The sequence below is a fragment of the Pseudalgibacter alginicilyticus genome (assembly GCF_001310225.1).
GTDB lineage: Bacteria > Bacteroidota > Bacteroidia > Flavobacteriales > Flavobacteriaceae > Pseudalgibacter > Pseudalgibacter alginicilyticus.
The window spans coordinates 1,660,439-1,674,347 of the sequence record NZ_CP012898.1 but is presented as its reverse complement, the minus strand read 5'-3'; the positions used below and the strand labels follow the sequence as shown (position 1 = coordinate 1,674,347).

Genomic DNA, 13,909 nt, shown 5'->3' with positions numbered 1-13,909 from the left:
AATGACCAAAATAATATCGAGTCCAAATTGCGGAAATTCTCCCAAAATGGAGTTTTTAAAACTGTTTAACATAGCCTTTGCTAAAGGAGATGTTGCCTTTTTAAACGAAAATGTAACAGACGACATCGTTTGGAATATGATTGGCGACAAAAAATTAGAAGTAATAAAAGCGTTTACGGAAGAATTAGAAAAAATGCAATCTGTAAAAGCATCTGAATTGATATTAAATCAAATCCTATCCCACGGTAAAGAAGGTGCAGTAAATGGGGTAATGACAATGGAAAATGGAAAACAGTATGCGTTTTCTGATTTTTATCTGTTTCAGAGTGCTAAAGGAGAGAAATTAAAAGAAATAACATCATACTGCATAAAATTATAAAGATGAAAACCATTTTTGACCCGAACATCAGACTACAGCTAATCAAACGAATTGAACAAATCAATGCAGACAGTAAAGCGCAATGGGGTAAAATGAATGTTTACCAAATGATAAAACATTTGAACATTTGGAATCAATGGGTGTTAGGTATTGATAACAATATACCTTATAAACAAGACTTTCTAGGTAAACTTATTGGAAAAATGGTCTTAAAGGCCAACACCAAAAACGACAAACCAATAGGCAAAGGTGCACCAGCAGGTTCAAACTTTACCATCAAAGAGAAAAGTGGAGATTTTGAGAAGCAAAAACAAAAATTGTTTGATTTAACTGAACATTACGGGTGCTATAACAACCTAGATTTTATTCACGGTTTTTTCGGTAGAATGACCAAAGAACAAATTGGAATTTTCGCTTATAAGCATCATGATCATCATTTAAGACAGTTTGGAGTTTGACTTACATTCATTGTTTAGAAGTATAAATCGCTTGAAGAAAATGAAAGTGAATCCCTACGTTAATACTACCTCTACCGCTGTTGAGATTTTCAAAACCAATGTTACACATAATCAGTTAGCCAACAAAATAATTGCAGACCTCAATCAATTATATCCGAATTACAATATCAATTTTGATTTAGAGGATTGTGATAAGGTATTAAGGATTGAAAGTGATAATTCTATTCACATATCAAGAATCATTGATTATGGAAATAGCAATAATGTTCAAATAGAACTTATCGATTATTAACATAGTATTAGGTCTACTAATATGTGTCCTTTTTTTGTTTAGCCTTTCTCAATTTCATCACCTGCTTTAAGTAATTTAACCAAGAATTATTTGCGCAACTAAATAACTGCACTTATATTTGCAGTCAAATAACTGCGTAATGAAATTAAGAAGAGACGTTTTTCAAGCCATAGCCGACCCAACACGAAGAACAATTATCACGTTGGTCGCGGCTAGTGCTATGACACCAAGTGCTATTGCCGAGAATTTTGACTATTCTAGACAAACCATTTCCAAACACATTCAAATTCTTACCGAATGTGAAATTTTGGAACAAGAACAAAAAGGAAGGGAAATCTATTATCAACTAAATCCTAACGGGATGAAACAAATAGCTGATTTTATTGAACCTTTTAGAAAACTATGGGATGACCGATTTAATTCATTGGAAGCTATTATGAAGCAGCATCAATCAAATAATACATAAACTTATGAACCAAAAAACAAAAATCAATGCTCTAGAAGGTAAGCAAGAGCTAACTATCACGAGAGAATTTGACCTTCCTGTTGAACTTGTTTACAAAGCCTATACCGAAGCAGAATTTGTAGCACAATGGATGGGAACCAATGTACTAAAGTTGGAAAACAAAAATCACGGAAGTTATGAGTTTGAAACCTCACACGAAGGAAATGTAATGTTTAAGGCGAATGGAACCATACACAAGCTTATCCCGAACAAAGAAATAGTACGAACTTTTGAAATGGAAAATATGCCGATAGGTGTACAATTGGAGTTCTTGAATTTTGAAAAAGTTACAGAAGACAAAAGCAAGTTAACCATTCAGATTATTTATAAATCAGAAAAACATAGAGCAGAGCAGCTAAAATTACCGTTTGCATATGGCTTAAATATGGCTCACGATAAACTAGAACAAATCCTAAAACCAAAACTTTGATACTATGAAAATTGAAGAAATTAAAAACTACCTACTTCAAAACTTTGATAACTTACAATTAGCCGAAGCAGAAAATGACCTTTTCTTTATGCACAAAAAGAATGATAAACTTCCATTTGCAACTTTAATAACAAAAGATAATGAATATGATGCAGTATCCAATCTTAACAGAGAAGGCTTCTTTAGATTAAATTTTCCTGTTGATAAGGACACCTTTGAATCGTTGTTTAAAGAACTTCCTACAGGTAAAAAACTTGAAGCTTTTATGCATATTGGTATTGACTTCACCAAAGAGGACACGTTAATGCCCCATCCAACTTATGGTTCTATGAATTGGGTTTGTATTGTTAACCCTTCAAGAAAAACATTTGAAACATTAATTGTAAAACATTTAAAACAATCCTATCAAAAAATAAATTAAAATGAAAAATAGAAATAAAATTATCTATTGGGTTCTTACCATCTTCCTATCGTTTGGAATGTTAGCTGGTGGTGTTCAACAATTACTGCAAATTGGCGGCTACAATGAAATCGTATCACAATTAGGCTATCCCCTATACTTGTTAAGTATTCTTGGTGCTTGGAAAATACTAGGTGTAATCACTATTTTAATTCCAAAACAACCTTTGTTAAAAGAATGGGCGTATGCAGGTTTTTTCTTTGCAATGTCAGGAGCATTTATTTCTCATTTAGCAGTTGGTCAACCATTTACAGAAGCAATACCTTCATTAATATTATTGATTGTGACGGTTTTATCTTGGTATTTTAGACCAGCAAGCAGAAAATTAGAAAAACTATAAATATGGCAGATTTAAAACCTAAAACAGTTGATGAGTTTATTGATATTTCACCACAAGAATCTCAGGAAGTAATGATTAAGCTTAAGAAGCTAATTGAAACTACTGAACCAAATGCAGAAAGTGGTATTAGTTGGAATGTGCCAATTTATAAATACAACGGTATTCTTGCAGGATTTTCATTAGCTAAAAAACACGTCAGTTTTGGCATAGATTCATTATCCGAAGAGATGCGTAAAATATTGGAAAAAAAGGGATATAAAACAGGGAAAAAGACAATCCAGATAAAATTTGACCAAGATATCCCTACAGAAGAATTTAAGCTACTTATTCAAGAACAGGCTAAGCTCAACGCATTATAAAATCAGATGGAAATCAAAGAACATTCAAAAAGCGGTATTAAAATCGCAGAAATTATCTCAAATGAAATTATAATTAAAACCACAGAAGATGCCTTGGATTTAATGGGTAACATCTATTATCAAGGATATGATAAAATGATTTTACATCAAAAAAATATTACACCAGAGTTTTTTGATTTAAAAACTAAGTTGGCTGGAGACATCCTTCAGAAATTCACTCAATACAATATGGCTTTATCCATTATTGGAGATTTTTCAAAATATGAAAGTAACAGTTTAAAAAACTTTATATACGAAAGTAACAAAGGATCACAGGTTAATTTTCTAAGTTCAGTGGATGAAGCACTAAACACATTGTAAAATAAAAATATTCTTAAATGGAAAAAGTAGACCAATACATCGAAAAGATAAAGAACTGGAAAGAAGAAACCATTCTATTGCGAGAAATCTGTTTAGAATGTGGTCTCGAAGAGAATTTTAAATGGATGCATCCTTGTTATACTTTTCAAGGTAAAAACATTGTACTTATTCACGGTTTTAAGGAGTATTGTGCCTTGTTATTTCATAAAGGAGCATTACTTGATGATACTAACAACCTTTTAATTCAACAAACCGAAAACCTGCAGTCAGCTCGTCAAATTCGATTTAGAAACAAACAGGAAGTTATTGACTTAAAATCAGCTATCAAAGCTTATGTTTTTGAAGCCATTGAGGTGGAAAAAGCAGGATTGGAAGTAAAAATGAAAAAGACTTCTGAATATGAAATTCCTCAAGAACTTGAAGAAGCATTAAAAAGTAATCCCGAATTAGAGACAGCATTTTATGACCTAACCCTAGGGAGACAAAGAGGATATTTACTCTACTTCTCACAAGCCAAACAATCCAAAACACGAATATCAAGAATTGAAAAAGCAAAACCGAAAATTTTTGAGGGAAAAGGATTAAATGATCGAGAAGTATAAAACATCCAATTAGCTATGGAAAACTATCCTAAAGACAAATTAATACAAGCCTCAACAGTTATTGAGTCACTACTACATAAATGTGAAAAGTCCAGGCTAAAACTTACGGATAGAACATCACAACATACTTTACTAAAAAATAGAATTGAGGCTCTCAAAATTGCTTTAAAACTTATAGAAAGTGAGGTTGAAAACAAATTGATAGACAATGGGAAATAAAAAAGAACTGATCAATCAAATAGAATTTTTAAGAATCCCATTTACAATTATTATTTTAGTTCTTATAAGTAGAATAGCATCAATGATTTTATTCAATTGTTAGCTGCAAGCTGAAAATAGATCGTGCCAAACAACAAAATTAAAATCTGAACAATGAACGACATCAAATTTAATGGCGGAATAAATATCGCAATAAAAATCCCGAAATTTAAATATCAGGAAACTGTGAAATTTTATAGAGAAATCCTGAAATTGGAAGTGACCGAAAAAGAAATAAAGAACCCAACAGTTTCTAAAACTCACGAAGTTAAATTTGGAAATAATATAATTTGGTTGGATTGCGTAGACAATTATACTCATTCGGAAACTTGGTTGGAGCTGAAAACGCCAAATGTGGAAAAAGCGACAGAATATTTGAAATCCAACGGAATTGAAACTTGCGATGAATTGGAAGAAATACCAAAAGATAATCATTGGATAATGGACCCAGCAGGTAGTGTATTTATAATCGGAAAAGATAATTCGGAATATTCACTCGACTGAAAAAAAGCGAACAAGTTACACGTATAAAAAATGCTAGGTTTAGCTAAACCAAAATTAGTTGCTCGTTTGCTAGCTTCTAATTTTTCTTTAGGAAATCTTCACACACACACAACTTTTATACATAAATGTTCTGCATAATGTAAAATTAGACTGGTGTATTCAAAATACCGCAATAAAAAACGAATAACTTTAGAAATTAGGGCGAAACAAGTTAAACAACAATTAAACTTCTTATAGTTTTATCAATGATGTATAAAGAAATAAATCCAAGTCGTAACCTCCAAAATCAAATTCACAGCTATTGGGAAATAAGGGGTGATACATCGAGTAATCATTGGGAACGTATTTTTCCTGATGGTTGCCCAGGTTTGATTATGAACCTTGGAGACAACTGTACCACCGATAATGGCACAGTAAAAATGGAACACGGTAAAACCTATCTCGTTGGAGCAATGACTACTTTTAAAGAAAGTTACATCAATGAAAACACACATCTTATAGGAGTTTGTCTTAAACCTTCCGCTTTTGCATCTTTTTTCTCTTTTACTTCTCTCAGTGAGATAAAAAATAACACCATTCTATTTGACAAAAATCTATCTTTTGATAGAAATCATTTTTTTAAGGATAACTACACCAATTATTTAAATCAATTTTTTACGGATAGAAAAAGTACTAAGTCCACAAGATTAAGTTCGGTCATAGACGACATACGAGTATCAAGGGGTTCAATTACTATTGAGGAATTATCAAAACAAAATGTAATTTCAACAAGGCAATTAGAAAGGTTGTTTAATAACTTTATAGGGTTAACCCCAAAAGAATACGCAAACATAATTCGTCTACAATACGCATTAAATTTAATTGCATCACAAAAGGAACACAAATCATTCTCAGATATAGCATTTGAATGTGGATATTATGACCATTCTCATCTCACCAATGCTGTAAAACGTCATACAGGGTATTTACCCTCCCTACTTTAAATGTCGTTTTTTTCCAAAGAAAAACACTAGACAACTTCCTATTTTTGTGAAAAAATTAAAATTTAACACCAAATGAGAAAAATAAAACTATTTATAGCAACCAGTTTAGACGGATTTATAGCGCAACCAAATGATGACCTTAGTTTTTTAAAGTTAGTTGAAAAAGAAGGAGAAGATTATGGTTACGCTGCATTTACTTCCACCATAGATACTATTATTATTGGACGTAAAACCTATGATTATGTAGCAAAGGAAATTGGAACTTCGCATTATGACAATGGAGAACGAAATGTGTATGTCATGACAAGAACAGACCGTCCAGACAACGGTAGAATCAAATTTTATACAGGCAATATAAAAAACCTTGTAACCCAACTTAAAAGCGAAGCGGGTATAGACATCTATTGTGATGGAGGTGCTGAAATTGTTAATGAACTTTTGAAGAATGACTTAATAGATGAACTTACTATTTCTATTGTACCCATTCTTTTAGGTAATGGTACAAGATTATTTAAAGAAGGTAGACCAGAACAACTATTGGAATTCGTAAGCGCCAAAACATTTGAAACAGGATTGGTACAGTTGTATTACAAACGAAAAAAATAACTGTCTGGTAAGCTTTTATCAAATTAATTCCCACCCATTGCTCTCGGGTCAAAAATTGATTACACTATCCAAAGCATCATCTGCATCCTTATGGATAAAATTAGCTTGATAATTTAAAGTTGTTTTTAAATCACTATGACGGTATAATTTCTGAAGCATTAGTGGATGTATTTTATCTCCAGCAATATTTCCAAAACTATGCCGGGCAATGTGGTTTGATAAATTCTTATCAATCTTACATTGAAGAGCTATACGCTTTAGATATTTATTGAAGAGTTTTGTGGCATTTCTCGTTTTTCTAAAAATATCTTCATCATTTTTAGAGTTGGCATCTTTTAAAAAAGGAAAGACGTATCCGTTATTTTCTGCTTGGTTCTTTCTGTAATAATTTAATATGGTATTGGCTTTATCCGGAATTTTAAGGCTTAGGGGCTTTTCATTTTTATTCATAATATAGTAAAGCCTATTATCATTAAAATATGACCATTTTAATTTTACAACATCAGAGATACGTATTCCAGCAAAGTAAAAAGCAATTAACCATACATTATGTGTATGCCAGATTGATGATTGAGGTTCAAATTTCAATGATTCTATTTTTTCAATTTCCTTAATCGTAAGACCTATTTTGTTGCCAGAACCAATTCGTATCCTTTCTTTTTCCCCTGCAAACGGATAAAATTTAGGAGCAACAATCCCATCTTTAATAGCAATATTAAAAAGGGTTCTTATAAAAATTAATTGATTTGTAATAGTGCGAGTTTTCTGATTGAGATAAACTGAACAGAAAGTTTTATATTTTTCAATAAATGCTTGATCTATATCCCGGAATTTTAAGGTTTTACTTTTCTTAAAATGATTAATGCCGTCCATAAAGGAATATTCGCCTTTACGAGACTTGCTAACCCTGTCCTTTCTTCTGTGTTGTATATCTGCAATCACCTTCTTTTTGGGTGATGAGGATTTAAGCGTTAAAAACTCTTCAATGTTATATAATATAGAAAGCTCAGATTTAGCTACTGAGAAAGTTCCACGATCATATTTGCTTTTAACGCGTTCAGCAGCAACTGAAAAAAATGATTTAGAGCCTCCAGGTCCTTTCAGTTTTTGTTTAGCTTGTTTGGGCGTGATGCTATCATCTTTAGAATCAAAATATAGATCATTAGCTTCTGTTAACTTCTTCATCAAGAAGTTATTTAGTTTTTTGTGATTTGGGTGGGTTCTTTTAGCTTTTCCGGCAACTTTGTCCCAGTCTTTTTCAAAAACATATTGACCAAGCCATTTATAATTTGTCTTGTAGTTTTCACTAATTCTTATAGCCAAAGGAATAGTGCCATCCTTTTTCATCATATTTTTACGCAATACAATTTTGATACTTGCCATAATAACCTTTTTACAATAACACAAAGATACTAAAAACTAGTACAGAATAAGTACAGAATAATTTGATTTTGGATGATTTTATTCTAATCTATAAAATATTAAATAGCTTTAAAACAATTGATTATGAAGGGTTTTGTGTTGTTTTAATGATGCTAAGTGTCAAGCTCATAACCCGAAGGTCACTGGTTCGAGTCCAGTTCCCGCTACTAAGTAAGACAGGGCTTCACAGAAATGTGGAGCCTTTTTTTTTTAAAAGGGGTACGGAATAGGCACAGAATGTATAAATCTATTATACTTTTTATGCTCTGATTTCACGTTTCATAAATAGATAGTATGATATAGCAAAACATAAAATGGTGATGGCTATTAACCCTGTTAATTGTGGCCAAACAATAAGTAAGCTTTCTCTTAAAGGTAGAGCAGAGGGTATAGCTCCATAGGTTTGGCTATATGAAAGAGGTCCCAAACTTCTTATTGTAGGCGCTAATAATGTTGTTGTTGCATCGTTGTATAATTGGTTAGGTGCAATATTTATTAATTTAAGAAAAAAGTTTTTATAGGCTAAAGCGTGATTTGGGTTGGTTGTATTTGTTGGGATAAATACTTTAGCTATTATGTTTATTAATATTTGAAAAAAAACCGTAAAAAATAACCATACAGCTATGGCGGATAAAGCCGATGTGGCGGCTTGTTTAAATTTAATAGAAAATAAAATAGAAAGATTTAACCAGAATGATACGTAAAGGATGACAAGTAATGTAAAAGCTATAATTCTCAAGAATTCTTCGGGGTTAGGTGTTAAGCCTGTTGCTAAAATACCAAAACCAACAAATAGGAAATTTAAGGTAAAGAATAGGCTGACGATGATAATTAGTCCAGCAACAAATTTTGCGTTAATTAAATAGTCTCTGTGTATGGGTTGTGAAATAATTCTAACTAATGAACCGTTGTTTTGCTCAGAGTTGATAGCATCAAAACCTAAACTAATGCCTAATAAAGGTCCTAAAAAACCTATAAAAACATGAAAAGGAGGTAATGTTCCGTCAGATGTTGTTAGTATTCTTAAAAACGCAAACATATGGTTCGGATCCTTTGCGTTATTTAATACTTCGCTTAAATGATTTAGCGAGTTGTATAAACTTCCAAAACATGTAATTGTAATTAAAAGGAGTAATATTATAAATCTCCAACTACAAACATGGTCTGTTGTTTCTTTTTGTACCATTATCCAAAAAGGATGATTTTGTTTTTTTGATATTATCTTGCTTATAAAAGAATGTGCTAAAAAAGATTGTTTGAAATTTGATAATGGGTTATGCAATTTGTTTATTGTTTTCATTTTTATTTTCAAAATAACGTTGGTATATATCATCTAATCCATATTCTTTAATATGTAAATATTGCATATTAAAATTGGCATTAATAAGGGTTTTTGCTATATATGAAGTAACATCATTTGTACAATAAATTAGAAGGCTATCATTTTGTAGTGTAACCTTTTTTATATCCTCAGATTTAAGTAATAAGGTTTTAATAATAGATGAATTTTCCTGAAGACTTTCTTGTAATTTTATTTCCACGGTATAAGACTGTTCCTTCAATAGGACTTTTGATAATGTTGGAATATCTCCTTCGGCTATTAAATTTCCATCTACAAAAAGGCCTACTCTATCACATACTTGTTGTACTTGGTGTAGGTTATGCGATGATAATAAAACAGTAAGATGTTCTTCTTTGCTTAGCTGGCGAATTAAAAGTAAAAAATCTCGAACTCCTTTTGGATCAATTCCAAGTGTGGGTTCATCTAAAATTATAATTTCAGGGTTTTTAATAAGGACATCTGCAAGACCTAAACGTTGTTTCATTCCTCTTGAGTAGGTACTTACCTTTTTGTTCATCTCCTTTTCCAGTCCAACCCTTATAAGTAATTCTTTGGCTTTTTGAATAGTTATTTGCTCTGATAGTCCATTTAGATGTGCTATATAAATTAAATTTTCCAGACCAGTTCTATTTTCATAGAATCCTAAGGTGTCTGGTAGATAGCCAACTCTTTTTTTTACCTGAATAGGATTTGTGGTGGCATCAAAACCACAGATTAAAGCTTTGCCTGATTGAGGTTCTGTTAAACCTAACATCATTAGAATAGTGGTTGATTTCCCTGCACCATTTGGACCTAATAGTCCAAAAACTTCGCCCTTGTAAATGTTAAGATTTAATTTATTAACAGCGTAGAATGTGCCATATTTTTTGGAAAGGTTTTCTAATTTTATAATTGGTGTCATGGCTATCGTCTTCCGTATTTACGTATTAAATAATAAACACAGCCTAAAGCTATTATAATAATGAAAAAACCAAACCAGCCAGACAGTATAGAGGCATGTACTGTAATTCTAAACTTAGAAAGAGTTGATGTTTCTGAAGCTTTAGCATCAAAGTTGGTTTCATAGTCGCCTGACAAAGCTTTGTCATGAACGTTAATTATAGCTTCTATTTCTTCTGTTTTTCCAGCTTCCAAAAAAGGAATTTCTTTTGGAGTAAAATCAACACTCCAATTTGAAGGAGTTCTAGCTTTTAGATTGATTTTATTTAGTGCCGCTGAACCAGTATTTTTTAATAAAAGTTTTAATTTTTTATGTTCACCAGCTGTCACATCCGTGCTTAAAAGCCCTGTTGGTGTTGATAACGATAAACTATAACTTCCTGTTATTACTGTTTCTAGTTCTAAGCGCGCACTAAAGTTTTCAGCTTGTGCAGTAATAGGAATTTTATATAGCCCAGATTTTGTGTTCTCTGAAGGTTTTAATTCAATTGTGATACGTTGAGTTTGGTTGGCCTCAACATTTACTGAAGAAACTTGTTTGCCATTAGCCTTAAAAATAGCAAACCAACCAGATGGAGGGGATGCTTTTAGTGCATACACTTGGCTTTGTGTTGTGCCATTTTTTAAATTTGCATTATATGTAAAGGTGGTATTTGAGGCGCCTTCAATATTAGGTTGTTCAGAAGTCAATGTTGTTTGATATGTACCTTGTTTAGATACTGTTACTGTTAGTGGTAGTACGGAATAACCATTTGCTAAAACTTTGAAACGATAGGTTCCTTTGTTAATTTTTACAGGTACTGTTACTTTTAAAGATAACTTTTCTTTATTGTTGGGTAATACTGAAATTTGTTCAACATTCCAACCGCCTGATTTTAAATCAAAGTTCCAGTCTTGTGGTAGCCCAACAATGTTTAGACTTGAAGTTTTAATAGAACTACTGTTATTTATGACATCAATATTGTAATTGATTTCTTGTCCTGGAGGGACAGTAATTTTTGTTATAGGTGTGTAAAGCGATAAACTTTGAGCTATAACTTGATTTGAATAAAAAGAGATTAAAATAAAAAAACTAAAAAATAAATAGGACAGACGTTTTGTAGTGGCTATCATAGTTTAGATTTATTAAAATTAATAGTTAATATTGAAATTAATGAATGTAAAATTTTTTGAAAGAACATTTCGTTTTTACTTCACTTTTTATAGTAATAAAAAGTGAATTTTAAAAAAGACGGCACTAAACTATTTAAAAAATCAATATTCAAATCTTAAAAAAAAATTAAAATAATCTTAAAAAAATTAAAATATTATTGATTAAAAACATTAACTTTAGTTTGTGTTACTTTTATAATTGCTAATTTCATAACTCTATTTTAAGGCTACATTGTATAACTATTATGATTATAAAAGATATTAAAAGTACTTATAAAGAGATTTTTAAATCTTATGATTATCCTTTATTAGAAAATCACATCAAAAAAATTATTGAATTAGATGAGTATATACCGTATTCTTCTACTTTCTATTGTGTAACGAATACTCAAAATTTAACTTTTGAATTTGTTAGTAAAAATGTTGTTTCATGTTTGGGTTATAAGCCTGAAATTCTCAAAGAAGGAGGTATGCGTTTTTTTTGGAGTAGAATTCATCCAGAAGATATTGAAAATTGGTTAAAAGCATTAAATGCGCTTATGGATTTTACTTTAGAAGAAATACCTATCGAGCAAAGAAACCTTTTAAGCTTTACGTGGAATTATCGGTTTAAAAATTCTAAGGATGATTATGTAAACATCATTCAAAATACGACACCTCTGCAATTTGATAATGAAAAAAAACCTATTATTGGTCTTGCTCATTATACAATTGTAGATGCAAGAGTGAAACTTCAGGTAACAGCCTCAGCAAAATTATTGAATGAGTATAATGAATATGAAACGAAATATTTTAATAATTTTTCTCAAAAATTACTTTCAAACAGTATAAGTAACAGGGAGCGCGACATTATTCACTTATTGGTTTTAAATTATTCAAGTAAGGCTATTGGTGAAAAGTTAAACATTAGCCCAAATACCGTTGACACACACAGGCGAAATATTCTTAAAAAACTAAAAATAACCTCAACAGGCGAACTTATTGGGATGCTTAAAATGAATAGAAATATTTTATAATTACTACAAAGTATTTAATACATCATTGTAAAGTGGTGTTTCAACGAAAATAAGGTAAAAGTTATATAAATACTCAAATTGAGTATTGTTTAATAACTGTTAAAGTTGCAACTTTACACTGCTATTAATTAGTTCTTAGAGAGAATTTTTTAGATTAAGTGTCTATCTTTTGATAGGCACTTTTTTTTTGAATCAGACTATTGCAAATTTAAAACTCGCTCCAAAGCCATGCCTCGAGACCCTTTAATTAATAGTGTTGTGCTTTCTATTTGTGAAAAATCAAAATGATTTTTAAAATCATCAAAGGTTTCAAATTGATTAATATGCTTAAATGTAATTTTGGTTTTATAAAAATTCTTTCCAATAAAATAGATGCTGTTTAAATTTAGTGTTTCAGCTAAGTTGATAATTTCTTGATGTTCTTTTTCTGCATCATTTCCAAGCTCAAACATATCGCCTAAAATGGCTATTTTAAATCCAGCTAATTTTTCAAAATTAAGTAAGGCAGCTCGCATACTCGTTGGATTAGCATTATAAGCATCTAAAATAATTTTGTTTGAATTTTTTTGAATAATTTGAGAACGGTTATTCGTGGGGATGTAGTTTTCAATAGCTGTTTTTATGGTTTTATTGTCTACTTTAAAATAACTTCCTATAGCTATTGCTGCAGAAATATTATTGAAATTATAATCTCCTATTAGTTGACTTTTTAATTCTAAATTTTCAAATGTACATTTTACATAGGGTTGTGCTTCAATAAAATTGATAGAAATATCTGTTGTTTCATTATTGTCACCAAATATATAACGTTTAGATTCTTTAGTTTTATCAACCTGAATGGGGTCATTACCATTTACAAAAATAAATTTCTTCTTTTTAATAAGGAAGTCATACATTTCGCTCTTTCCTTTAATCACACCTTTTAAACTGCCAAAGCCTTCTAAGTGTGCTTTTCCAAAATTAGTAATATAACCATAATCTGGTTTTGCAATTTTGCATAAAAACTTTATTTCATCTAAATGATTTGCACCCATTTCCACAATGCCAATTTCTGTTTTTTCATTCATGGAAAGCAATGTTAATGGTACGCCTATGTGGTTATTTAGATTGCCTATGGTAGCAATGGTAATATATTTTTGTGATAAAACTGAATTAATAAGCTCTTTAGTTGTTGTTTTGCCATTACTACCAGTGAGTGCTATGATGGTAGTTTTTAAATATCGTCTATGAAAAGCCGCTAATTGCTGTAAGGTCATGAGTACATCTTCAACTAAAATGGTTTCATTTAAGATGTCAAACTCGGGGTCGTCAATAATGGTGTATCTTGCGCCATTTTCTAATGCGGTTTCTGCGTAGGCATTGCCATTAAAGTTTTCGCCCTTAAGTCCAAAAAACATAGTGTTTTTTTTGATTTTTCGTGTGTCAGTACAAACGCCACTGCATGTTAAAAAAAGACGGTGTAATTGTTCTATTTTCAATAGTCAAATTTTGAATTAAAAATA

20 protein-coding genes are annotated in these 13,909 nt (G+C 30.9%); 15 read left to right on the top strand and 5 right to left on the bottom strand.

The window, feature by feature from the left end; genetic code table 11:
- The first annotated feature begins 1 nt into the window (after position 1).
- The 14 genes from APS56_RS06855 to APS56_RS06790 all read left to right on the top strand — a co-directional run bounded on the left by APS56_RS06855 (position 2) and on the right by APS56_RS06790 (position 6,536).
- The gene (locus tag APS56_RS06855; RefSeq protein ID WP_054726418.1) at positions 2-379 is read left to right on the top strand and encodes a nuclear transport factor 2-like protein; all 378 of its coding nucleotides are present in this window, start codon (positions 2-4) and stop codon (positions 377-379) included.
- Between the two features lie 2 nt (positions 380-381).
- Positions 382-837 (top strand): DUF1569 domain-containing protein, encoded by a 456-nt coding sequence (locus APS56_RS06850; protein ID WP_054726413.1) that lies wholly within the window; start codon positions 382-384, stop codon positions 835-837.
- Positions 838-877: 40 nt separating this feature from the next.
- Positions 878-1,129 carry a hypothetical protein gene (locus tag APS56_RS06845; protein WP_054726411.1) on the top strand — a complete coding sequence of 84 codons (252 nt, stop codon included), beginning with the start codon at positions 878-880 and terminating at the stop codon, positions 1,127-1,129.
- Between the two features lie 139 nt (positions 1,130-1,268).
- Complete coding sequence (locus tag APS56_RS06840) at positions 1,269-1,595, top strand: ArsR/SmtB family transcription factor (RefSeq protein WP_054726408.1); 327 nt, start codon at positions 1,269-1,271, stop codon at positions 1,593-1,595.
- Between the two features lie 4 nt (positions 1,596-1,599).
- Positions 1,600-2,064 (top strand): SRPBCC family protein, encoded by a 465-nt coding sequence (locus APS56_RS06835; protein ID WP_054726405.1) that lies wholly within the window; start codon positions 1,600-1,602, stop codon positions 2,062-2,064.
- Between the two features lie 4 nt (positions 2,065-2,068).
- Positions 2,069-2,485 carry a DUF6194 family protein gene (locus APS56_RS06830; RefSeq protein ID WP_054726402.1) on the top strand — a complete coding sequence of 139 codons (417 nt, stop codon included), beginning with the start codon at positions 2,069-2,071 and terminating at the stop codon, positions 2,483-2,485.
- Position 2,486: 1 nt separating this feature from the next.
- The gene (locus APS56_RS06825; RefSeq protein WP_054726399.1) at positions 2,487-2,864 is read left to right on the top strand and encodes a DoxX family protein; all 378 of its coding nucleotides are present in this window, start codon (positions 2,487-2,489) and stop codon (positions 2,862-2,864) included.
- Between the two features lie 2 nt (positions 2,865-2,866).
- A complete protein-coding gene (locus APS56_RS06820; RefSeq protein ID WP_054726396.1) occupies positions 2,867-3,223 on the top strand; it encodes an iron chaperone in 357 nt (118 codons plus the stop codon).
- A gap of 6 nt (positions 3,224-3,229) precedes the next feature.
- Positions 3,230-3,583, top strand: a complete 354-nt coding sequence (locus APS56_RS06815) for a DUF4180 domain-containing protein (RefSeq protein WP_054726393.1) — start codon at positions 3,230-3,232, stop codon at positions 3,581-3,583.
- Positions 3,584-3,600: 17 nt separating this feature from the next.
- Entirely contained in the window at positions 3,601-4,185 is a 585-nt protein-coding gene (locus APS56_RS06810) for a YdeI/OmpD-associated family protein (RefSeq protein WP_054726390.1), read from the top strand.
- 15 nt (positions 4,186-4,200) lie between these two features.
- On the top strand, positions 4,201-4,404 hold the full coding sequence (locus tag APS56_RS06805) for a hypothetical protein (RefSeq protein WP_054726387.1): 204 nt from the start codon (positions 4,201-4,203) through the stop codon (positions 4,402-4,404).
- 153 nt (positions 4,405-4,557) lie between these two features.
- Positions 4,558-4,947: a VOC family protein gene (locus tag APS56_RS06800; protein WP_054726385.1), complete on the top strand. Its 390-nt coding sequence runs from the start codon at positions 4,558-4,560 to the stop codon at positions 4,945-4,947.
- A 245-nt stretch (positions 4,948-5,192) separates the two neighbouring features.
- Positions 5,193-5,930, top strand: coding sequence for a helix-turn-helix transcriptional regulator (locus APS56_RS06795; RefSeq protein ID WP_054726382.1), 738 nt, complete (start codon positions 5,193-5,195; stop codon positions 5,928-5,930).
- A gap of 72 nt (positions 5,931-6,002) precedes the next feature.
- Positions 6,003-6,536 carry a dihydrofolate reductase family protein gene (locus tag APS56_RS06790; protein WP_054726379.1) on the top strand — a complete coding sequence of 178 codons (534 nt, stop codon included), beginning with the start codon at positions 6,003-6,005 and terminating at the stop codon, positions 6,534-6,536.
- Positions 6,537-6,584: 48 nt separating this feature from the next.
- Here the strand turns inward: APS56_RS06790 and APS56_RS06785 are convergent, their stop codons facing one another.
- From APS56_RS06785 to APS56_RS06770, 4 genes are all read right to left on the bottom strand, one after another.
- Positions 6,585-7,919 (bottom strand): tyrosine-type recombinase/integrase, encoded by a 1,335-nt coding sequence (locus APS56_RS06785; RefSeq protein ID WP_054726376.1) that lies wholly within the window; start codon positions 7,917-7,919, stop codon positions 6,585-6,587.
- Between the two features lie 298 nt (positions 7,920-8,217).
- Entirely contained in the window at positions 8,218-9,258 is a 1,041-nt protein-coding gene (locus tag APS56_RS06780; RefSeq protein WP_082379425.1) for an ABC transporter permease, read from the bottom strand.
- A complete protein-coding gene (locus APS56_RS06775) occupies positions 9,233-10,201 on the bottom strand; it encodes an ABC transporter ATP-binding protein (RefSeq protein WP_054726373.1) in 969 nt (322 codons plus the stop codon). The genes APS56_RS06780 and APS56_RS06775 overlap by 26 nt, the downstream gene beginning before the upstream one ends.
- A 2-nt stretch (positions 10,202-10,203) precedes the next feature.
- The gene (locus tag APS56_RS06770) at positions 10,204-11,352 is read right to left on the bottom strand and encodes a COG1470 family protein (protein ID WP_054726370.1); all 1,149 of its coding nucleotides are present in this window, start codon (positions 11,350-11,352) and stop codon (positions 10,204-10,206) included.
- A 284-nt stretch (positions 11,353-11,636) separates the two neighbouring features.
- Between APS56_RS06770 and APS56_RS06765 the strand changes: the two genes are divergently transcribed.
- Complete coding sequence (locus APS56_RS06765) at positions 11,637-12,407, top strand: LuxR C-terminal-related transcriptional regulator (protein WP_054726367.1); 771 nt, start codon at positions 11,637-11,639, stop codon at positions 12,405-12,407.
- 197 nt (positions 12,408-12,604) lie between these two features.
- Here the strand turns inward: APS56_RS06765 and APS56_RS06760 are convergent, their stop codons facing one another.
- A complete protein-coding gene (locus tag APS56_RS06760; RefSeq protein ID WP_054726364.1) occupies positions 12,605-13,885 on the bottom strand; it encodes a UDP-N-acetylmuramoyl-tripeptide--D-alanyl-D-alanine ligase in 1,281 nt (426 codons plus the stop codon).
- Positions 13,886-13,909: the final 24 nt, after the last annotated feature.